Annotated in this window: 18 protein-coding genes and 1 pseudogene; 13 read left to right on the top strand and 6 right to left on the bottom strand. The window is 63.4% G+C overall.

Annotated elements, in window-relative coordinates; all coding sequences use genetic code 11:
- The first annotated feature begins 1 nt into the window (after nt 1).
- Genes QMK50_RS02420 through QMK50_RS02410 form a run of 3 tightly spaced genes read left to right on the top strand, consistent with a single transcriptional unit; the run spans nt 2 to nt 2706 of the window.
- Nucleotides 2–700 (top strand): ABC transporter permease subunit, encoded by a 699-nt coding sequence (locus tag QMK50_RS02420; RefSeq protein WP_320332440.1) that lies wholly within the window; start codon nt 2–4, stop codon nt 698–700.
- Nucleotides 700–1671: a DMT family transporter gene (locus QMK50_RS02415; RefSeq protein WP_320332439.1), complete on the top strand. Its 972-nt coding sequence runs from the start codon at nt 700–702 to the stop codon at nt 1669–1671. The genes QMK50_RS02420 and QMK50_RS02415 overlap by 1 nt, the downstream gene beginning before the upstream one ends.
- Before the next feature lie 18 nt (nt 1672–1689).
- On the top strand, nt 1690–2706 hold the full coding sequence (locus tag QMK50_RS02410) for a succinylglutamate desuccinylase/aspartoacylase family protein (RefSeq protein ID WP_320332438.1): 1017 nt from the start codon (nt 1690–1692) through the stop codon (nt 2704–2706).
- A gap of 274 nt (nt 2707–2980) precedes the next feature.
- On the opposite strand, the gene QMK50_RS02405 is transcribed toward QMK50_RS02410, so the two are convergent.
- From QMK50_RS02405 to QMK50_RS02395, 3 genes are read right to left on the bottom strand one after another with little or no spacing between them, the layout of a single operon-like run.
- Complete coding sequence (locus tag QMK50_RS02405; RefSeq protein WP_095169085.1) at nt 2981–4114, bottom strand: branched-chain amino acid ABC transporter substrate-binding protein; 1134 nt, start codon at nt 4112–4114, stop codon at nt 2981–2983.
- A 48-nt stretch (nt 4115–4162) separates the two neighbouring features.
- Complete coding sequence (gene mdeB, locus QMK50_RS02400; RefSeq protein ID WP_320332437.1) at nt 4163–6853, bottom strand: alpha-ketoglutarate dehydrogenase; 2691 nt, start codon at nt 6851–6853, stop codon at nt 4163–4165.
- A gap of 12 nt (nt 6854–6865) precedes the next feature.
- Nucleotides 6866–8065 (bottom strand): methionine gamma-lyase, encoded by a 1200-nt coding sequence (locus QMK50_RS02395; RefSeq protein WP_095169087.1) that lies wholly within the window; start codon nt 8063–8065, stop codon nt 6866–6868.
- A gap of 124 nt (nt 8066–8189) precedes the next feature.
- On the opposite strand from QMK50_RS02395, the gene QMK50_RS02390 reads away from it, so the two are divergent.
- On the top strand, nt 8190–8660 hold the full coding sequence (locus tag QMK50_RS02390; protein ID WP_320332436.1) for an Lrp/AsnC family transcriptional regulator: 471 nt from the start codon (nt 8190–8192) through the stop codon (nt 8658–8660).
- Between the two features lie 103 nt (nt 8661–8763).
- Complete coding sequence (locus tag QMK50_RS02385; protein ID WP_320332435.1) at nt 8764–9156, top strand: GFA family protein; 393 nt, start codon at nt 8764–8766, stop codon at nt 9154–9156.
- Nucleotides 9157–9168: 12 nt separating this feature from the next.
- Here the strand turns inward: QMK50_RS02385 and QMK50_RS02380 are convergent, their stop codons facing one another.
- Nucleotides 9169–9885 carry a TetR/AcrR family transcriptional regulator gene (locus tag QMK50_RS02380; protein ID WP_320332434.1) on the bottom strand — a complete coding sequence of 239 codons (717 nt, stop codon included), beginning with the start codon at nt 9883–9885 and terminating at the stop codon, nt 9169–9171.
- A 78-nt stretch (nt 9886–9963) separates the two neighbouring features.
- Here QMK50_RS02380 and QMK50_RS02375 point away from each other — a divergent pair, with 78 nt between their 5' ends.
- Complete coding sequence (locus QMK50_RS02375; protein WP_320332433.1) at nt 9964–10629, top strand: M24 family metallopeptidase; 666 nt, start codon at nt 9964–9966, stop codon at nt 10627–10629.
- Nucleotides 10630–10636: 7 nt separating this feature from the next.
- Here the strand turns inward: QMK50_RS02375 and QMK50_RS02370 are convergent, their stop codons facing one another.
- Entirely contained in the window at nt 10637–11500 is an 864-nt protein-coding gene (locus QMK50_RS02370) for a LysR substrate-binding domain-containing protein (RefSeq protein WP_320332432.1), read from the bottom strand.
- Between the two features lie 134 nt (nt 11501–11634).
- Between QMK50_RS02370 and QMK50_RS02365 the strand changes: the two genes are divergently transcribed.
- From QMK50_RS02365 to QMK50_RS02345, 5 genes and pseudogenes are all read left to right on the top strand, one after another.
- Entirely contained in the window at nt 11635–12687 is a 1053-nt protein-coding gene (locus QMK50_RS02365) for an agmatine deiminase family protein (RefSeq protein ID WP_320332431.1), read from the top strand.
- Nucleotides 12688–12691: 4 nt separating this feature from the next.
- Nucleotides 12692–13606, top strand: a complete 915-nt coding sequence (aguB, locus tag QMK50_RS02360; RefSeq protein ID WP_095169094.1) for an N-carbamoylputrescine amidase — start codon at nt 12692–12694, stop codon at nt 13604–13606.
- Nucleotides 13603–14703 (top strand): annotated as a pseudogene (locus tag QMK50_RS02355) (extracellular solute-binding protein); the annotation flags it as partial. The gene aguB and the pseudogene QMK50_RS02355, both read left to right, overlap by 4 nt.
- Before the next feature lie 32 nt (nt 14704–14735).
- Nucleotides 14736–15860, top strand: coding sequence for an agmatine deiminase family protein (locus QMK50_RS02350; RefSeq protein WP_320332430.1), 1125 nt, complete (start codon nt 14736–14738; stop codon nt 15858–15860).
- Nucleotides 15861–16096: 236 nt separating this feature from the next.
- Complete coding sequence (locus QMK50_RS02345) at nt 16097–17197, top strand: polyamine ABC transporter substrate-binding protein (RefSeq protein WP_095169097.1); 1101 nt, start codon at nt 16097–16099, stop codon at nt 17195–17197.
- A 631-nt stretch (nt 17198–17828) separates the two neighbouring features.
- Here QMK50_RS02345 and QMK50_RS02340 read toward each other — a convergent pair.
- Nucleotides 17829–18650 carry a helix-turn-helix domain-containing protein gene (locus QMK50_RS02340; RefSeq protein WP_320332429.1) on the bottom strand — a complete coding sequence of 274 codons (822 nt, stop codon included), beginning with the start codon at nt 18648–18650 and terminating at the stop codon, nt 17829–17831.
- 115 nt (nt 18651–18765) lie between these two features.
- Between QMK50_RS02340 and QMK50_RS02335 the strand changes: the two genes are divergently transcribed.
- Nucleotides 18766–19092, top strand: coding sequence for a DUF2834 domain-containing protein (locus tag QMK50_RS02335; RefSeq protein WP_320332428.1), 327 nt, complete (start codon nt 18766–18768; stop codon nt 19090–19092).
- On the top strand, nt 19089–19523 hold the full coding sequence (locus tag QMK50_RS02330) for an MAPEG family protein (RefSeq protein WP_320332427.1): 435 nt from the start codon (nt 19089–19091) through the stop codon (nt 19521–19523). Before QMK50_RS02335 ends, QMK50_RS02330 begins: the two co-directional genes overlap by 4 nt.
- Nucleotides 19524–19580: the final 57 nt, after the last annotated feature.

The raw sequence follows: 19580 nt of genomic DNA, 5'->3' as shown, positions 1-19580 counted from the left end.
GATGATTGCAGCGTGGATAATCGAGTACGCCGCCCTGTTGGGCCGAGGATTGCAGACCACCATCAGCATCCTGCTGATCGCCAGCGTGCTGGGCTTCGTCCTGGCGGTGCTGGTGGCCCTGGCGCGGATCTCGAAAAACCGTCTGCTGGCCGAGGCCAGCCTGCTCTACACCAGCCTGTGGCGCGGCACGCCGCTGCTGATCCAGATCTACATTTTCTACTACGGCCTGGGCAGCCTGTTTGCCCAGTTCCCGCTGCTGCGCGCCAGCTTCCTGTGGCCCTACCTGCGCGATGGCTACTGGTACATCGTGTTCGCCCTGGTGCTGTCGGTGGGGGCCTATGTCGGTGAAGTGATTCGCGGCGGCCTGCTGGCGGTGCCCAAGGGCGAGATGGAAGCGGCCTCGGCCTTTGGCATGACGGCGCGCCAGGCGCTGTTGCGGGTGCGCCTGCCCCGGGCCATGCGCCTGCTGTTGCCGACCCTGGCCGGGGAGTGCGTGATGCTGCTCAAGTCCACGGCGCTGGCCTCGACCATCGCGGTGATCGACCTGCTGGGCGCCGCCAACGTCGTGCGCGCCCAGACCCTGCAGGTCTATGAACCGTTGCTGCTGGTGGCACTGGTGTACGTCTGCCTGACGTTCCTGATCGAGGCGCTGTTTGCCTTCGCCGAGCGCCGTGGCACTCCCGTGCGCAGGTCGGTGTGATGAGTAGCTCGCGGGTCGACCGCTCAGTGCAAGGCATTGGCCTGTGCACCCTGGGCTACGCCTTCCTGGCCCTGCAGGACGCCGGCATCAAGTGGTTGGTGGCCGATTATTCGGTGGTCAGCATCCTGTTCTGGCGCAGCCTGGTGGTGGTCGTTGCCTGCCTGCTGGTGGGCCGCCTGCAACTGGTACAACGGGCCTGGCGCTCGCCAAGCCGGCGCTTGCTGGTGGTGCGCGGATTGCTGTCGATTGTCGCCTGGCTGCTGTATTACACCGCCGCCCGCGACCTGACCCTGGCGGAGATGACCACCCTGTATTTCTCGGCGCCGATCATGGTTACGGTGCTGGCGGCAGTGATGCTCAAGGAGCGCGCCAACGCCTGGCAGTGGCTGAGCCTGATCATCGGTTTTGTCGGGGTGGTGATCGCCTGCCGCCCGACCCAGATCCAGGACCCGTGGCCGGTGGTACTGACCCTGCTGGCCGCCATGTGCTGGGCCTTCACCTACATCCAGTTGCGCCAGGTCGATGAACAGACCTCGGTGCTGGAGCAGATGCTGATCACCAATGTGGTGTTTGTGGTGTGCATGCTGGTGGCGTTGCCCTGGACCCACACCCCGGCGCCGACCCCGGCCTGGCTGGGCATGCTTGCGGCGGGGCTGGTAGGCGGGATCGGCCAGTTCCTGCTGTTCGCCAGCTTCCAGCGGGCCACCGCGACCTTGCTCGCACCTTTCGAATACACCGGGCTGATCTGGGCCTTCGCCCTGTCGAGCCTGGTCTGGGGCACGCTGCTGGATGGCTCGCTGATCATCGGCGCCGGGTTGATCGCGGTCAGCGGCACCCTGGCGATGATCTTTGGGCGGCATGGCAGCCAGGAGGTGGTCGGGGCCGAGTGTTCGGTCTCGCAGCCGCTGTATCCGCCGGCGACGCCGGAGCAGGCCGAGCGCGACCGGCAATCCATTGAGCAACAGCCATGAGCAGGGGAGGACAGGTGGATGGTCGAGGATATTTCATTCAGTGTGCCGAACAATAATGGCGACCCGGTGCGGGTCGGCGCCTGGCGTTTCGCCGGAGCCGGCCAGGGCCCTGCCGTGCACCTGCAGGCCGGGGTACATGCCGATGAAATCGCCGGCATGCTGGTGCTGCACCTGCTGATGCCCAAGTTGGCCCGGGCCCAAGCCGCAGGTCGGCTCAAGGGCTCGGTGACGGTGGTGCCCCAGGCCAATCCACTGGGCATCGGGCAGTTTCGCCAGGGGCGGATTCTCGGGCGTTTCCACGATGCCACGGGGCACAATTTCAACCGCGGTTTCGACCAGTCGGCGGCGATGGCCCAGCCGTCGACCGTGGTCCAGCACTGGCAAAAAAACCTGGTGCAACTGGCCTCCAGCGCCGACGTGGTGCTGGACTTGCACACCGACGACGAAGCCCTGCCATACCTCTACCTGCACCGCAGTTTCTGGCCTCGCGGCCGCGCGCTGGCGGCGGCGATGCGCATGGATGTGGCGATCATCTGGGATGACGGCGGTGACGGTTCTTTCGAAGAAACCCTGATCAGCCCCTGGCTGCGTGCAGGCGTGAACCAGCGGCAAATGGCCGCGACCCTGGAGCTGCGCGGGCAGGGCGATGTCAGCGATGCCGATGCCGCGCAGGACGCCGAGGGCCTGTATGCCTGGTTGTGTGGCCATGGGGTCATCGATGAGGCGCGTGAGCCTGTGGACTGGCCTGTCGAGGCCATGGACATGGGCCAGATGGAAACCATCCTGGCACCGCAGCCCGGGGTGCTGGTGTTTGAGAAGGCGCTGGGGGATTTCGTCGAGCAAGGGCAGCGATTTGCGCGGATTATCGGGCGTCCGGGTGATCCGTCTTCCGAGGTGGTGCTGTTGGCCGAACAGGCCGGGCGGATGGTCACCCGCCATCGGGACCGCCTGGTGGCCCAGGGCACGGTGGTCGCGAAGTTCACCGGCAGCCAGGTATCGCGTAACTGGCACGGTGGGTTGCTGGACCCTAATTAAGCGACAGATGCTACAGGTACTGCGCAAATTGCTTAACTGATCGGCATCAAGCGAAGATCCGGTGTTTTTTGTGAGACATAGGTGGGAGCGAGCTTGCTCGCGATGATCTCAAGAGCGACGCGTTGTTTCAGGCAGCGCGCGTTATCGTTGACGACCATCGCGAGCAGGCTCGCTCCTACAGTGTTTTTTGGGTGTTCGGAAAATCCACATACGACCACTGAACCTGGAGCGGGCGCCGCAAGCGGGCACCCGCTCCTACAGTTTCGGCATCGCTTCAGAGACCGGCGCTTTGCCCAGCTTCGGTCTTCGGCTTGCCGTAGTGCCATTCGTAGACCACGAACTTGAAGTCCTTGAGGTCGCCTTTTTCGTCGAAGCTCAGGTCGCCGGTTGGGGTCTTGAAGGTGCCGCTGTGGATCGCCGCGGCGACTTTTTCCGGGTCTTCGCTCTTGGCCGCGACGATCGCGCCGGCAATCACGTCCACCGCCGAGTAGGTCGGCAGGACAAACGGGCCGCTGGGGTTTTCCTGTTTCGCGGTGAAGGCCGCTACCAGCGCCTGGTTGGCCGGGTCCTGGTCGAAGGATTTAGGCAGGGTTACCAGCATGCCTTCGGCAGCGTCCTTGGCGATCTGCGAGATCGAGTCGTTACCCACGCCTTCCGGGCCCATGAAGCGGGCGCTGAGGCCTTTTTCCTTGGCCTGGCGCAACAGCAGGCCCATTTCCGGGTGGTAGCCGCCGAAGTACACGAAGTCGACATTGGCCTGCTTGAGCTTGGTCAGGATCGAGGAGTAGTCGCGTTCGCCGACGTTGATGCCTTCGAACATCGCCACCTTGATGCCTTCCTTGCCGAGGATCTCGCGCACCGAGGTGGCGATGCCTTCACCGTACTGCTGCTTGTCGTGCAGCACCGCGACATTGGCCGGTTTCAGGCCGACGATGTAGCGCGCCGCCGCCGGGCCCTGGGCGTTGTCCAGGCCGATGGTGCGGAAGATCATCTTGTAGCCGCGTGCGGTCAGTTCCGGGCTGGTCGCGGCCGGAGTGATCATCACGATGCCTTCGTCTTCATAGATATCCGACGCCGGCTGGGTGGAGCTGGAGCACAGGTGCCCGACCACGTACTTGATGCCGTCGTTGACTACTTTGTTGGCTACCGCCACCGCCTGCTTGGGATCGCAGGCATCGTCGTATTCCACGGCCACCAGCTGTTTGCCGTCGACGCCGCCACGGGCGTTGATCTGCTCGATGGCCATGCGGGCACCGCTGAACTGCATGTCACCGTATTGCGCTACCGGGCCGGTTTTCGGTCCGGCGATGCCGATGCGGATGGTGTCCTCAGCCAGGGCATGGCAGGACAGGCCGGCAAGGATCATGGCGCTGAGCAGTTGGGTGGTTTTTTTATTGATACGACTCATGGTGTTCCACTCCTGTGGGTAATGACTCATAAAGGTCTTGCAGTTGATTCAGCGATCCCAGGGCGCGCTGCGCGCTGGATCGGGGCAGTAGCGGCCGATCGCCGCGCTGAGTATGCCAGCGTCGAGGCCATCGTGGTCCACCAGACTTTTTAATCCGGCCAGGACAATGCTGTGCTGATCCACCTCAAAGAACTGCCGCAGGTTGGCGCGGTTGTCACTGCGGCCAAACCCGTCGGTGCCCAGGGTGGTGTAGGGCGCCTCCAGGTACTGGCCGATCAGTTGCGGCCAGGCACGCACGTAATCGCTGGCGGCGATGATCGGTTGGCGACCGCCGAGCTGTTGCTGCAGATGGCTGCTGCGCGGCTCGCCGGTCTGCAGGCGGTTGTCGCGCTCGACCTCGCGAGCCTCGCGCGCCAGTTCGCTGAAGCTGGTGGCGCTGAACACCTCGGTGTGAATGCCCCAGTCATTGGCGAGCAACTCGCTGGCCGCGAGTACTTCGCGCAATATCGCCCCGGAGCCCACCAGGCGCAGGCGAATTTGCGTCGGCTCGGTGCAACTGCGCGAATAGCGATACAGGCCGCTCAGGACATCGGCGTGCTGGCTGTCGTCGAGACTCGGCTGCGGGTAGTTTTCGTTCATCACCGCGACGTAGTGGAACTCGTCGCACTGCTGTTCCAGCAGGCGCCGGGCCGCGTGGTCGAGGATCACCGCCAGTTCCCCGGCAAAACACGGGTCCCAGGCACGGCAGTTGGGCACCATCGCCGCCATCACCAGGCTGGAGCCGTCCTGGTGTTGCAGGCCCTCGCCACCGAGGGTGGTCCGGCCCGCCGTGGCGCCGAGCAAAATGCCCCGGGAGCGCTGGTCGGCGGCGGCCCAGATCAAGTCGCCGACCCGCTGGAAGCCGAACATCGAATAGTAGATGTACACCGGCAGCATCGGCACGCCGTGCACTGAATAGGAGGTCGCGGCGGCGACCCAGGAGGACAGGGCGCCGGCCTCGGTGATGCCTTCTTCCAGCAATTGGCCATTGCGCGACTCCCGGTAAGAGAGGATCGAACCGCTGTCTTCCGGCTCGTACAACTGGCCGTGGGGCGAGTAGATGCCGATCTGGCGGAACAGGCTGGCCATGCCAAAGGTGCGTGCTTCATCGGCGACGATCGGCACCACGCGCGGCCCCAGCTCTGGCGCCTTGAGCCAGGCCGTCAGCAGGCGCACGGCGGCCATGGTGGTGGACATTTCCTTGCCTTGCGCCTTGAGCGCAAAGCCGCCCGACAACGCCAGCGCCGGCACCGGAATCTGCGGCGCAGCGCTCTTGCGCGCCGGCAGCGGACCGCCGAGGGCCTGGCGCCGGGCGCGCAGGTAGCGCATTTCGGCGCTGTCCTCGGGCGGGCGATAGAAGCGTAACTGTTCGACATCCTGGTCCGACAGCGGCAGGTGGAAGCGGTCGCGGAACGCCAGCAGGGCGGCGACATCGAGTTTTTTCGCCTGGTGCGCGGTCATCCGCGACTCGCCGGCCGCGCCGATGCCATAGCCCTTTTTGGTCTTGGCCAGGATTACCGTCGGCCGGCCCTTGCAGGCCTTGGCGGCGGCGAAGGCGGCGTGCAGTTTGCGCAAGTCGTGGCCGCCGCGTTTCAGGCCATTGATCTCCTCGACGCTCATGTGTTCCACCAGGCGCCGCACTTGCGGGTCCTTCTGGAAGAAGTGCTCCAGGTTATAGGCACCGTCATGGGCGCCAAGGGTCTGGTATTCGCCGTCCGGGGTGGCTGCCAGGCGCTTGAGCAGCACGTTGTCGGTGTCGCGGGCAAACAGCGCATCCCACTCCGAGCCCCACAGCACCTTGATCACGTTCCAGCCGGCACCGGCGAACAGCGCTTCGAGTTCCTGGATGATCTGGCCGTTGCCGCGCACCGGGCCGTCCAGGCGTTGCAGGTTGCAGTTGACGATAAAGGTCAGGTTGTCCAATTGTTCGCGGGCTGCCAGGGACAGGCCGGCGATGGACTCGGGCTCGTCCATCTCGCCGTCGCCAAACACCCCCCAGACATGCCGGCCCTCGGTCTGCAGCAACTCGCGGTGCTGCAGGTAGCGCATGAACCGCGCCTGGTACACCGCGCTGATCGGGCCGATGCCCATGGAGCCGGTGGGGAACTGCCAGAAGTCCGGCATCAGCCACGGGTGAGGGTAGGAGCACAGTCCAGGACCGTTGATTTCCTGGCGGTAGTTGGCCAGTTGTTCCTCGCTCAAGCGCCCTTCGAGAAAGGCCCGGGCATAGACCCCAGGTGCCGAGTGCGGTTGGAAAAACACCAGGTCGGCGTTGCGCTGGCCATTGTCGCCATCGCCACGGAAAAAGTGCTGGAAACCCACCTCGAAGATCTCTGCCGCCGAGGCGTAACTGGCGATGTGGCCGCCCAGTTCACCGTAGGCATGGTTGGCCCGGACCACCATGGCCAGGGCGTTCCAGCGCAGCAGGCCGGTGATGCGCTCCTCCAGCAGCAGGTCACCGGGGTAGGTGCCCTGTTGCTCCAGCGACAGGGTGTTGCGGTAGGCGGAAAAGGCCTGGGCGTCGCGGTTGATGCCGTGTTCGCCGGCGTACTCTTGCAGGCGCTTGAGCAAGTAGCGGGCGCGCTCAGGGCCACAGGCGGCGAGGGTCGAGGCCAGGGCGTCGAGCCATTCGCGGGTTTCTTGCGGGTCTTCATCCTGGGCGCAGGGCGGGCCCTGATGGAGCAGGTCTGGGGTAGTCATCGTTGGTCTCCCTCAGGCGCAAGCGTCGAGGGCCTGGGTGACGTCGGCCAGCAGGTCGGCGATGTCCTCCAGGCCCACCGACAAGCGTACCAGCCCTTCGGAAATGCCGTGTTCGGCGCGTTGCTCCGGGGAGTAGGTGGAGTGGGTCATGCTGGCCGGGTGCTGGGCCAGGGACTCGGCGTCGCCCAGGCTGACCGCGCGGCTGAACAGCTGCAGGGCGTTCATGAAGCGCCGGCCGTCGACCAGGCCACCCTTGAGTTCGAAGGCGATCATGCCGCCGGGCAATTTCATCTGCCGCGAGGCCAGTTGGTGCTGGGGAAAGGACGCCAGGCCAGGGTAGGTCACCCACTCGACTGCCGGGTGCGCCTGCAGATATTCGGCGATCACCTGGGCGTTGCTGCAATGGCGCTCCATGCGCAGGGCCAGGGTCTTGAGGCCGCGCATCAGCAGGAAGGCATCCTGGGGCGACATCACCGCGCCGGTCAGGTCCTTGAGGCCCTGCAAGCGGATCCGGTCAGCCAGTGCCTGGCTGCTGACCACGATCCCGGCGGTGATATCGCCATGGCCGCTGAGGTACTTGGTGGCCGAGTGCACCACCACGTCCGCGCCCAGCTCCAGTGGGCGTTGCAGGTAAGGGGTGCAATAGGTGTTGTCCACCACCAGGGTGACCTGCGGGTGCTGCCGGGAGATCTCGGCCACGGCGGCAATGTCCACCAGTTGCATGGTCGGGTTGGCTGGTGTTTCGCAGTAGATCATCCGCGTGGCCGGGCTGATCGCTGCGCGCAACTCGCTGAGGTTGGACAGGTCGACATGCCGCACCTTGACCCCGAACTCGCCGATGCCGTGGTGCAGCAGGGCGAAGGTGCAGCCATACAGGGTGCGGTCGACGATGATCTCGTCCGCCGGGCGCAGCAAGGTCCAGAGGGTCGCGGCAATCGCGCCCATGCCGGAACTGAAGGCCACGGCCGCCTCGCCGTTTTCCAGGGTCGCCATGCGCGACTCCAGCAGCGCCAGGGTCGGGTTGGAAATCCGCGTGTAGAAATGCCCGGGTTGTTCGCCGGCAAAACAGCCGGCGCCGTATTCGGCGGTGGGGAAGGTGAAGGTGGACGTGAGGTAGATCGGCGGGATCAACGCCCCCTGGTTATCCAGCGGGTTGTAGCCGTGGTGAATCGCACGGGTAGAAAAGCCAAGTTCGTTGTTTTTATTGTTCATGGTTAACGCTCCCTGATTTCCTACAATGCTATGCTCAAATTCAACGCGATAAATTCCAAACTTGCCCGTTTATAAACGGCTAATTGGAATACAAACCCATAAAAACAAGATTAAGAGGCAAGATATGCCCTCCGGCCTGGATCGTACCGATAAAGCCCTGCTGAACGCCCTGCAAGGCAACGCCCGCCTGACTACCGCCGAACTGGCGGACCAGGTAGCGCTGACCACTTCGCCGTGCTGGCGCCGGGTGAAAATCCTCGAGGAAAGCGGGGTGATCACCGGCTACCAGGCGATCCTCTCGCCCAAGGCGCTGGGGTATGGCGTGACGGCTTTTGTCAGCGTGATGATGGAGTCCCACAACCAGGAAATGGCCCGCACGTTCGAACAGCGCCTGCTGCAGATCCCGGAAATCGTCGCCTGCCACAACGTCTCCGGACGCTACGATTTCCTCTTGGAAGTGGTGGCCAAGGACCTGGAGTCCTTCGGCGAATTCGCCCGCGAAGTGCTGCAGACCTTGCCAGCGGTGAAGGAGATTTATTCGAGTTTTTCGTTTAAGTCGGTGAAGCCGTCGCGGGTGATTCCGGTGTTGGGGTGATGCACCCCAGCGCGGTTGTCCAGCTGCTATTTTTACCCTCGGCAGGATCGCACCGGGGAGTCACGCGGCTGCGCTGATCGATGACTTGCAGAGGAGTAGCACCATGCACCGGTTCACCGGCGGTTGCCTATGTGGCGATGTACGCATCGAAGCGGCGGGCCAGCCTTATCGAGTTGGGCTGTGTCATTGCCTGGAGTGTCGCAAGCATCACGGCGCGCTGTTTCACGCCTCTGCGATATTTCCCGAAGCAGCGGTGACCATCACTGGCGAAACGCGGGATTACGCCGGGCGGTTTTTCTGCCCGCGCTGCGGCTCGTCGGTGTTCGCCCGCAGCGCCGACGAAGTGGAAGTCAACCTGGGTTCCCTGGATGCCCCTGACCAGTTGATGCCCACCTATGAGAGCTGGGTGATCCGTCGCGAGTCCTGGTTGCCGGCATTTCCATTGGCCCAGCACTACCGGCAGGATCGCGAGGGCAGCGGGCGTCTGGAGGAGTAGGTCTCCCGGGTCTCAGGTGGTGAACCGGGCCAGCTTTTTCCCCACTGCCGGCTGGCCCACCACGCCACGCAGGACCATTTGCGTCAGGGTCGCGGCAACTGCGCGATAGTCGGCCTCTTGCGGAGTCTGGGTGCCGGTGATCTGGGCGATCTGCCAGCCGAGGTTGGTGTAGGTTCGGGTCGCGGACCAGATGAACAGCATCAGGTGTTCCGGGTCGGCAGGTGCCAACAGGCCGCGCTCGATCCAGCTGCGAAGGCACTCGACATTGCGCTGCACTTCGATCCGCAACAAGTCGCGGCATTGCTCAGGGAGCTGTTTGGCGCCGAGCAGCAACTCATGGCTGAAGACTTTCGACGTCAGCGGGTGCTCGCGGGTGATGCGGATCCGCGCTTCGATGTAGGCCTGCAGCCCCACGCGCGGGTCATCGCTTTCACGCAGTTTCGCCGAGGCTTCCAGTAGCGGTTCGACGAACCGGAGCAGCACTCGGGCGTACAGATTGTCCTTGCTCTGAAAATAGTAATAAAGGTTGGCCTTGGGCAGTCCTGCACGCGCTGCGATGTCGCGCGTCTGTGTGGCATCAAAACCCCTGGCGGCGAACTCCTCACTGGCGGCCTGCAGAATCAATTGCTGGTTGCGCTGGCGGATGCTGTCAGGCGGGCGCACCCGCGTCGGCGCCGGCAGATTAGGCTCGGGCGCGGGGGCAGGGCAGTGCAGCGAAGCCGTGGTCATGGCTATACCTTGGTTGACGATTATCGCAATATACAAAACTATATAGCGATAGATGGTTTTTTTCCAAGGGAGTGACTGATGGCAACGGCCCAGGGCAACAAAGAAGCAGTAGGTGAGCGGTATGAGCTGGAGACCATGCGCCATGCGCAGCAGATGACGTGGCAGGCTATCGAGCAGATTGCGGCGGCGATCACCCCGGGCATGCGCGAGTCCGAAGCGCAGTTGCTGGGCAAGCGGGTCCTCGGCGAGCTGGGCATGGACCGGATCTGGCATCCGCTACTGATCCGCTTCGGCGCCAATACCCTGAAGACCTTCAAGCAGCGCTCTGATGGCGACCCGGAGTTGGGGCGTGACGATATTTTTTTCGTCGACATGGGCGTGGTCTGGCAAGGCCACGAAGGAGATGCCGGGGCCACCTTCACCACGGGCTCCGACCCACAGATGAGCGCCTGCTCAGCGGCCGCCCGCGAGCTGTTCCTGCGGGTCGAAGGGTTCTGGCGCAGCGAGCGAGTCGCCGGCAGCGAGCTATACCGTTACGCCGCCGATGAAGCCCAGCGCATGGGCTGGAAGCTCAATCTGGACATCAAGGGCCACCGGGTCAGCGATTTTCCCCATGCGATCCACCGAGGCGGTGACCTCGGCGATTTTGCCCAGTACCCCAATACCGGCCTGTGGATCCTGGAAATCCAGATCGCGCACCCAGAGCGTCCGTTTGGCGCGTTCTATGAAGACCTGTTGCTCTGATCAAGGCTCATTGTGGCGTTTGCAGATTGTTCACCAACCACTCGCTGAAACTGCGCGCCAGCGGGTTGTTCTCGCTGTCGCGATGGGTCAGCAGGGCCCAGTTCGGGCCGCGAATCGTCTGTTCGACCAAGGGTTTCAATGAGCCATTGGCCAGGGCCTGGCGGCTCAACAACTGGCTGACTAACGCCATGCCCAGCCCCGCGCAGGCGGCGTCCAGCAGCAAGCCGGGGTCGGAGAAATTCAACCCCTGCGCCTGCTGACCGACATCGATCCCGGCCTCCACTGCCCAATGACTCCAGTCCATTTCTCGCTCGCCGTGCAGGGTGCTGCGCTGCGCATCGGGCACTGCCAGCAGGCTCGGATGGCATGCCGGGAACAGGCGGTCGACATACAGTACCTTGAAGCTGCACTCGGCCTGGGCGCTGAGGTCATCGCGCACCGCCAGGTCGATGGTCTGGCTGCTCATGTCAGGCACTTCATCGGTGCTGAACAGCCACAGGTCGACGCGCGGGTGCTGGCGGCGAAAATCCCCCAGGCGCGGCAACAGCCAGTGGCGGGCGAACGCCGGCGTGGTGTTGAGCACCAGTTGGTTGGGCTTCTGGTACTGATCCAGGCGGCGGATCCCCACGGCCAGTTGTTGCAGCAACGCCTGGGTGGTACTGAGCAGGTCGTGTCCAGCATCGGTCAGCGCAACGCTGCGCCCACTGCGCAAAAACAGTGGTTGTTCAAGGTACGCTTCCAGGCTGCGGATCTGCTGGCTGATGGCCGACTGAGTGAGGTGCAGTTCGGTGGCGGCCTTGTGGAAACTGCCCAGCCGGGCGGCGGCTTCAAAGCCGCGCAGGGTGCTGAGCGGCGGCCAATGCTTGAGCATATTGATAAGCTCCTCTAATCACTTATACACAAAATCCATCGTTTGTTTGCCCGTTTTACCAGCCGTAGCATGCATGCCAAGACCTCGTAGGCAGTTTTCATTGAACACAATGACTTAACTCAAAGGTATTTGTCATGCAGCACAACGAACGATTGAACGACGGTTGGTGGATGCCGGCCGAGTGGGCCAAGCACGCCGCCACCTGGATGGTCTGGCCGCACAACCAGGCACTTTGGGAATCCGCTTGGGGCGTCACGTTGCCCCAGGTGCAAGAAGACTTCGCTCGCGTGGCCAATGCCATTGCGCACTTTGAGCCGGTGAAGATGGTGGTCGATCCCTCGGCGCTCGCCAGCGCCAAGGCCTGGTGTGGGCCGAACATCGAACTGATCGAGCTGGCGGTCAACGACAGCTGGTGCCGTGATTCCGGCCCGAGCTTCGTCTGCCACCCGCAGCACGGTGTGGCTGGGGTGAGCTGGCGCTTCAATGCCTGGGGCGGCAAGTCGGCCCATGAGCTGGACGCCAGCCTGGCGCGGCGGGCCCTCGATCATCTGCGGCTAGAGTGTTTTGGCACCGCCCTGTGCAACGAAGGCGGGGCCATTCATGTTGACGGCGAGGGCACGCTGATCACCACCGAATCGGTGCTGCTCAATGCCAATCGCAACCCGGGAATGACCAAGGCCGAGATCGAGCAGATCTTCGCCCGCCTGCTGGGCATCAAGAAGACTATCTGGCTACCCGGCGATCCGGACTCGGTGACCGGCGACATGACCGATGGCCACGTCGATGGCGTGTGCGCGTTTGCCCGTCCCGGGGTGTTGCTGGTGGACGCGACCCACGACCGCGGCTCGGTGTACGCCGAGGTGGTGCGGGAAAACCGCCGGGCCCTGGAACTGGCCAGTGATGCCCATGGGCGCAGCTTCGAACTGATCGAACTGTATGAGGCCAGCGAGGCGGTGGATGCCAGTGCTGAAGTGTTCTGCGCCTCCTACACCAACTTCTACATCGCCAATGGCGCGATCATCATGCCGGCATATGGCATTGGCGCAGACCAGGCGGCGGCCGAGGTGTTGGCCCGGGCGTTCCCGGGGCGCACCGTGGTGCCCGTGCGGATCAACCACCTGGCCCATGGCGGCGGCGGTGTGCATTGCATCACCCAGCAACAACCGGCCTGGCCGGTGGAGGGTTGATGCCATGAGCCGGTTAACCATCGCCACCACCCAGATGCCCTGCAGTTGGGACCTGGCCCATAACCTCGACCAGGCCGAACAACGGGTGCGTGAGGCCGCGGCCCAAGGTGCCCAGGTCATCCTGCTGCAGGAACTGTTTGCCACGCCTTATTTCTGTATCGAGCAACACCACCCGCACCTGGCACTGGCCCAGGAGTATGGCCAGAGCACGATCCTGCAACGCTTTGCGGCGCTGGCCAGGGAGTTGGGAGTGGTGCTGCCGTTGAGTTGGTTCGAGAAGGCCGGCAACGCCTACTTCAATTCCCTGAGCGTGGCGGATGCCGATGGACGCCTGTTGGGGGTGTATCGCAAGACCCATATTCCCAACGCCATCGGCTACCAGGAGAAGGAATACTTCAGCCCCGGCGACACCGGTTTTCGGGTCTGGGACACGGCCTTCGGGCGGCTCGGTGTGGGCATCTGCTGGGATCAGTGGTTTCCCGAGACCGCGCGCTGCCTGGCATTGATGGGGGCTGAGGTGCTGTTGTTTCCGACCGCGATTGGTTCGGAGCCGGGCTGCGCGAGCCTGGACTCCCGCGACCACTGGCAGATGACCATGCGTGGCCATGCGGCGGCTAACCTGCTGCCAGTGGTGGCGGCCAATCGTATCGGTGAAGAAGTGGCAACCACCGACCCGAGCCTTGCGATGAGTTTCTATGGCTCGTCGTTCATCTGCGACCACAAGGGCCAGTTGCTGGCTGAAGCGGATCGCCACACGGCCGGCATCCTCCTGCATGAACTGGACCTTACGGCCATGGCACAGGAACGCCTGAGCTGGGGGATCTACCGCGACCGCCGGCCGGAGATGTACGGACCGCTGTTGAGCCAGGACGGGCGCCACCTCAATACCCGCTGGCATACTTCAGGAGACCTGGCATGAGCACCTCCAATCCGCTGTTGCTCGGCGCGCTGGGACTGGCGCTGAGCATGACCCTGCCGGCGCTGCACGCCGAAGAAAAAACCCTGCGGCTGTACAACTGGGCCGACTATTTTGCCGAGGACACCCTCGCGCGGTTCACCGCCGAGACCGGGATCAAGGTGATCTACGACGTCATGGAGGGCAGCGAGACCCTGGAGGCGAAAATGTTGGCCGGTGGCAGCGGCTATGACTTGATCTTCCCTGGCGACACCGTGGCCGAGCGCTTGATGCGCGCCGGCAGCCTGTTGCCGCTGGATCGCGCCAGGCTCACCGCCCTGGACGACATCGAACCGGGTTTGCAGCAGTTACGCAGCCATTATGTGCATTCCAGCCAGGCCACCGTGCCCTATACCTGGGGCACCATCGGCCTGACCTACAATGCCGAGCAGATCAGCCACCGCATGGCCGATGCGCCGGTCGACAGCCTGGACATGCTGTTCAAGCCGGAACTGGCTCGGCGCTTTGCCGACTGTGGCATCTCGATCATCGATTCGCCCGACGAAGTGCTGGCGGTGGTCCTGCATTACCTGGGACGGGAACCGCGCAGTGCCAAGCCGGCGGACCTGGCGGCGGCGAGTGAGCTGCTGGGTCAGTTGCGGCCGCACATCCGCAAGTTCCAGTCGCAGCCGGTGAGTGACCTGGTCAACGGCAACCTGTGCCTGTCCCTGGGCTACAGCGGTGACATGACCCAGGCGCAACGCACGACTGAGAGTGCCGGCAAGCACAATAGCTTCCAGTACCGCGTGCCCCGCGAAGGCACCACGGTGTGGATGGACACCATGGCGATTCCGGTCGATGCCAAACACCCGGAATACGCCTATACCTTTATCAACTTTGTCATGCGTCCGGAAAACATGGCCGCCATCAGTAACGCCACCGGTTATCCCACCTCCAACGCCAAGGCGCGTGCAGGTGTCGATGCGAGCATGCGCAATAATCCGGACATCTACCTCGACGCCGCCACTTATCAGCGGCTGATTCCGGGCCGGGATATTCCCCAGGCCGACATGCGTGCGCGGATGCGCACCTGGACCAAATTCAAGACAGCCACTGCCCAATGGCTACCGCTAGCCCTTTCAGGAAATATTTCATGTCGACCCGTCGCCACTTCATCAAGCAAGTTTCGCTGGTTGCCGGATGGGGCGCCGTGGCGTCCGTCGGCCTGGGCCTTGGCCCGTTGCCCGCGCGGGCGGCTACTTCGGGTTCCTGGCGCATGCCGGACGAAGGCGACCGGCACCAGCGCGCCTTCATCGCCTTTGGCGCACAGGACGCCGTCTGGGAAGACTTCACCACCGACGTGCAGGCGGCCCTCGGCCGGATCGCCCGGACCATCGCCCGCTATGAACCCCTGACAGTGTTGTGTCGCAAGGATCAACGGCAACTGGCCGAGCAGCACTGCGGCACGGCCAACATCACCTACGTCGAGACCGCACTGGACGACATCTGGATGCGCGATATCAGCGCCAACTTTGTAGTTGATGGGCAGGGTGGGCTGGGCGCCGTGGATTTCAACTTCAACGGCTGGGGCAACAAACAGCAGCACGCCGAAGATGCGCAGGTGGCCGCGCAGGTGGCTGAATTGGCCGAGGCCGAGTACCTGCGCAGTGAGCTGGTGGGCGAGGGTGGCGGGATCGAAGTCGATGGTCAGGGCACGGCGATCATGACCCAAAGCTGCTGGCTCAATCGCAACCGCAATCGCGACTGGAGCCTGGCCGAGATTGAACAAGAGCTCAAGCCGCGCCTGGGATTGCGCAAGATCATCTGGCTGCCGGGTATCAAGGGCAAGGACATCACCGACGCCCACGTCGATTTTTATGCGCGCTTCGTCAAACCCGGCGTGGTGATTGCCAACCTCGACCAGGACCCCGAGTCCTACGACCACAAAGTGACGCTGGCCCACCTGGACATTTTGCGCCAGGCCACCGATGCCCAGGGGCGCAAGCTGCAGGTGCACACCCTGTCGCCGCCACACAAGCCGCGCAACAACAAGTTCAGTAAAAACAACCCGGATTTTGCCGCCGGCTACATCAACTACTTCGTGATCAACGGCGCCGTGCTGGCACCGCAGTTTGGTGACCGGGCGGCCGATCGCCGGGCCCTTGAGTTGCTGACCCAGCTCTACCCGGACCGCGAAGTGGTGCAACTGGACATCGACGCGATCAGCGCCGGCGGTGGCGGCATCCATTGCGTGACCAGCCACCAGCCGCAGGTATAGCCGCGCATTGAGCCAAATGGCCATTTATTTTGGCCATTACGATCCCCTTTTGGCCAAGGCCGCACTGTGTCCCGCTGCGGCCCTGGGCAACAATCGGGGCAGTTGGCCGATCCCGGAACGTGCACTCAAACCCTAACTAGAATCCGGATTCGCCTGCCCTTGGCTATCGTTTAACCCGCTGCCGTTTACAGAACATAAAAACCGTCGAACTAACGCCGCATTTGGGGAAACCATTCATGGTCACGATGAACCGTATTCTGGGCGCCACCTTGTGTGGGCTGACGCTGCTGGCCAGCGCCGTGCACGCCGAACAGCGCGAATTGAGGGTGTACAACTGGGCGGACTACATCCTGCCGTCCGTGCCCAAGGACTTTGCCAAGCAAAGTGGCATCAAGGTCACCTGGGACACCTTCGACACCAACGAATCCCTGGAGGCCAAGTTGCTGACCGGCAACTCGGGTTACGACCTGGTGGTGCCCTCCAACCAGTTTCTCGAGACCCAGATCAAGGCCGGGGTGTTCCAGAAACTCGACAAGTCGAAATTACCCAACTGGCAGCACCAGGACCCGGTCTTGCTCAAGTTGCTGAACCAGAACGACCCGGGCAACCAGTACGGCGTGCCGTACATGTATGGCACGGTGCTGATTGGTTTCAACCCGGCCAAGGTCAAGGCCGCCCTCGGTGAAAATGCCCCCGTGGACAGTTGGGACCTGGTGTTCAAGCCAGAGAACATGGAGAAGTTGAAAGCCTGCGGCGTGGCCATGCTCGATTCGCCGACGGAAATCCTGCCATTGGCCCTGCATTACCTGGGGCTGGACCCCAACAGCCAGAACCCGGATGACTACGAGAAGGCCAAGGCCCTGCTGCTCAAGGTTCGCCCTTACGTGGCTTATTTCAACTCGGCCAAGTACATGACCGACATCGCCAATGGCGATATTTGCGTGGCCATCGGTTACTCCGGCAGCTTTTACCAGTTCGGCAACCGCGCCAAGGAATCCGGCAATGGCGTGGTGGTCGATTGGCGCCTGCCCAAGGAGGGCGCACCGATCTGGTTCGACACCTTTGCCATTCCCAAGAGCGCAAAAAACGTCTCCGAGGCCCACGAGTTTCTCAACAACCTGCTGGACCCGAAAGTCATCGCCCCCATCAGTGACTTCCTCGGTTATCCCAATGCCAACAAAGACTCTCTGGCGCTGATCAACCCGGAAATTACCGGCAACCCCAACCTGACGCCCACCAGCGAGGCGTTGAAAACCCTGTACGTGGTGCAGCCGTTGCCGCAAAAGCTGGAGCGGGTGCGTACTCGGGTCTGGACCAGTATCAAGACCGACAAGTAAGGCCATGGCCCTGGACCGCCACGCAAGGTGGCGGTCTGGCAGGTTAGAAGCGGTCTACAGCGCAGTGGGTGAAGTCCTGGTTTTGTGGGTATATCCGTTGCTGCGGTGATGGCGGCTTAGGGTTTCGCCCTTACGGCGAGGCACTTTTGTCAAACGACACAAAAGTACCCAAAAAGTCTCAGCCCCAGCGTTCGGCCCCTCGCCAAGGCTCGGGGTCCCTTCGCTACGGTATCCATCCGGGGGCATCGCCTCCGGTTTGCTTCGCTGCACCTCCTCTCGATGTATGCGGCTTCGCCGCACGGCGCTATGCGCCTCCCCCTGATGGACACCTTCGCTCAGCCTGCCGAAGGGGCAGGTGGATCAAGATCAAGAGCAAAAGCACGGCGACCTGACAGTCGGCCTGAGTGGTAAGGGCGGGCGAGGCGGCCTACCGGCCGGCCTGCTTTTTTCCTAGTGTATGAATTTCCTTTGTGGGAGCGGGCTTGCCCGCGATGGGGCCGCTACAGCCAACATTTATGGTTCCTGGCACACCGCCTTCCCGGGCTAGCGGAGCGCCGCCCGGCCCAGCCCCACAGTGGCTTTGGTTGCTTGCAGATTTTGCATACGGCCACCAGACCTGTGGGAGCGCAGCTCACCCCTCGGTGTTGCCTTGCAACGACTGCTCGTACGCCCTGGTCATGATTTTCCAGGTCTGGGCATCGGCCGGGATCAGGTGCTCGATGCGCAGTGAGCTCAGGGTGATGTCCTGGGGCATGCCGAAGGTGGTGAAGGTCGACAGGAAGTTCAATTCGCCCTGGGCGCAGTCGATGCGCGTCAGTACCAGCGGCGGCAGTTCGGCTGTCATCGGCGGCGGGTTGACCGGGGCGGGCAGGGTGTCCAGGAGCTGGGCCAGGGTCGGGTTGGCCAGGGCCTCGCGGGTTGCCCGCTGCCAGGCCAGGCTGCGGATCTCCTCCGCGTTGCGCAAATGGTCGCCCAGTCCGCCCGGCTGCAGCAGCGTCACCAGCAGGTTGAGCTCCACCGCCGCATCGGCCGGCAGTCCGACCAGATCGAAGAGCACGGCAGTGCTGGCGTTGGCGGCCAGCACTTGCCAGTGGCTGCCCAGGACAATCGCCGGTGCGGGATTGTTGGCGTGCAGGACATGGCTGATCGCGCCGCGCACCGCCTCCATGGGCGGCGCCGTCAGGGGCGTCGCTTCGTAGCGCGGCGCATAACCGGATGCCAGGAACACGCGGTTGCACTGCTCCAAGGGTGCCTCCAGGGCGGTCAGCAGGTTGTGCAGGGTGCCGGGGCTCGGCTGGGCGCGGCCGGTTTCGATGCAGCTCAGGTGACGCTGGGAAACCCCCGCGATCAAGGCGAGGTCGAGCTGGCTCAGGCGGGCCTGGCGGCGCAGCAGGCGCAACTGCTCGCCGGCGGTGGTCGGGGGTGTCGTGCGGGGAAAGGGGCGGATATCCATACGTTGACTCTGGCCGTGCGAAGGGTAGGCGTCCATGACCTCAGAGGTCATTGAGGGCCGGGCGACGATAGCACTAACTTGCTGCTCATCAACCGCCGATTGCAGGAAGCACCGCATGTCTCGACCCTATCTCGCCCTGGCCGCCTTGAGCGGATTTTCCCTGTACACCGGCTGGACCCTGTTGATCGCCGAGCAATCGCTGCTGGCGTTCGGGATGGGCCTTTTGTCCCGGCCGGATACCGCCCAGGTGGTCATCGATCTCTACCTGCTGGCGGGCATGGCCGGCGTCTGGATGTACCGGGACGCCCGGGCCAAGGGCCGCTCCTTGGTATCGGTGCTGCCGTATTTGCTGCTCACCGCGATCTTCGTCTCGATCGGCCCGCTGCTGTACCTGGTGGTCAATGGCTTTTGCGTCAAGCCCGGCGCCAGGGGGCAGGGATGAACAGCACGCTGCACGTCTATGCCCTGTGTGTGCTGCTGTTGTTCGGGAAGATGTTGCTCATCTCCTGCTACCAGGGGTTCTATCGTATCCGCCACCGGGTGTTCACCAACGCTGAGGATGCGCGATTTTTCCAGCGCCCGGCGCTAATCCAGGAACTGCCCCAGGTACAACGGGCCGGCAAAGCCTGGGCCAATGACCTGGAAAACATTCCGCTGTTCTTTGTGCTGGGCGGCTTGTGTCTGGCCCTGGATGCCGATGGCCAGCTCGCACCCGGGTTGTTTTGCCTGTTCACCAGTGCCCGGGTGATGCACACCCTGATGTACCTCGGCGGCTGGCAGCCATGGCGCACGATTGCCTATGGGCTAGGGTTGGCTTGCCTGCTGGCAATGGTCGGCCTGGTGGCGGTGAGGATTTTTCCGGCGGCGGGATGAGCTGCACAAATCTTCTAAACAGCGTGATGCAAAGCGCGGTAAGTTGATCGCCCGAAT

Source organism: Pseudomonas sp. P5_152, from assembly GCF_033989915.1.
In the GTDB taxonomy this organism is placed as follows: domain Bacteria; phylum Pseudomonadota; class Gammaproteobacteria; order Pseudomonadales; family Pseudomonadaceae; genus Aquipseudomonas.
The sequence above is the reverse complement of the archived record's forward strand: the minus strand, read 5'-3'. Positions and strand labels throughout refer to the sequence as shown.

Coding starts and splice junctions, on each gene's coding strand:
- aguB (WP_095169094.1), top strand. CDS start 12,692: ATGAGCCGGTTAACCATCGCCACCACCCAGATGCCCTGCAGTTGGGAC.
- QMK50_RS02345 (WP_095169097.1), top strand. CDS start 16,097: ATGGTCACGATGAACCGTATTCTGGGCGCCACCTTGTGTGGGCTGACG.
- QMK50_RS02365 (WP_320332431.1), top strand. CDS start 11,635: ATGCAGCACAACGAACGATTGAACGACGGTTGGTGGATGCCGGCCGAG.
- QMK50_RS02380 (WP_320332434.1), bottom strand. CDS start 9,885: ATGACCACGGCTTCGCTGCACTGCCCTGCCCCCGCGCCCGAGCCTAAT.
- QMK50_RS02395 (WP_095169087.1), bottom strand. CDS start 8,065: ATGAACAATAAAAACAACGAACTTGGCTTTTCTACCCGTGCGATTCAC.
- QMK50_RS02340 (WP_320332429.1), bottom strand. CDS start 18,650: ATGGATATCCGCCCCTTTCCCCGCACGACACCCCCGACCACCGCCGGC.
- QMK50_RS02350 (WP_320332430.1), top strand. CDS start 14,736: ATGTCGACCCGTCGCCACTTCATCAAGCAAGTTTCGCTGGTTGCCGGA.
- QMK50_RS02420 (WP_320332440.1), top strand. CDS start 2: ATGATTGCAGCGTGGATAATCGAGTACGCCGCCCTGTTGGGCCGAGGA.
- QMK50_RS02390 (WP_320332436.1), top strand. CDS start 8,190: ATGCCCTCCGGCCTGGATCGTACCGATAAAGCCCTGCTGAACGCCCTG.
- QMK50_RS02375 (WP_320332433.1), top strand. CDS start 9,964: ATGGCAACGGCCCAGGGCAACAAAGAAGCAGTAGGTGAGCGGTATGAG.
- QMK50_RS02370 (WP_320332432.1), bottom strand. CDS start 11,500: ATGCTCAAGCATTGGCCGCCGCTCAGCACCCTGCGCGGCTTTGAAGCC.
- QMK50_RS02385 (WP_320332435.1), top strand. CDS start 8,764: ATGCACCGGTTCACCGGCGGTTGCCTATGTGGCGATGTACGCATCGAA.
- QMK50_RS02410 (WP_320332438.1), top strand. CDS start 1,690: ATGGTCGAGGATATTTCATTCAGTGTGCCGAACAATAATGGCGACCCG.
- QMK50_RS02405 (WP_095169085.1), bottom strand. CDS start 4,114: ATGAGTCGTATCAATAAAAAAACCACCCAACTGCTCAGCGCCATGATC.
- QMK50_RS02335 (WP_320332428.1), top strand. CDS start 18,766: ATGTCTCGACCCTATCTCGCCCTGGCCGCCTTGAGCGGATTTTCCCTG.
- QMK50_RS02330 (WP_320332427.1), top strand. CDS start 19,089: ATGAACAGCACGCTGCACGTCTATGCCCTGTGTGTGCTGCTGTTGTTC.
- QMK50_RS02415 (WP_320332439.1), top strand. CDS start 700: ATGAGTAGCTCGCGGGTCGACCGCTCAGTGCAAGGCATTGGCCTGTGC.
- mdeB (WP_320332437.1), bottom strand. CDS start 6,853: ATGACTACCCCAGACCTGCTCCATCAGGGCCCGCCCTGCGCCCAGGAT.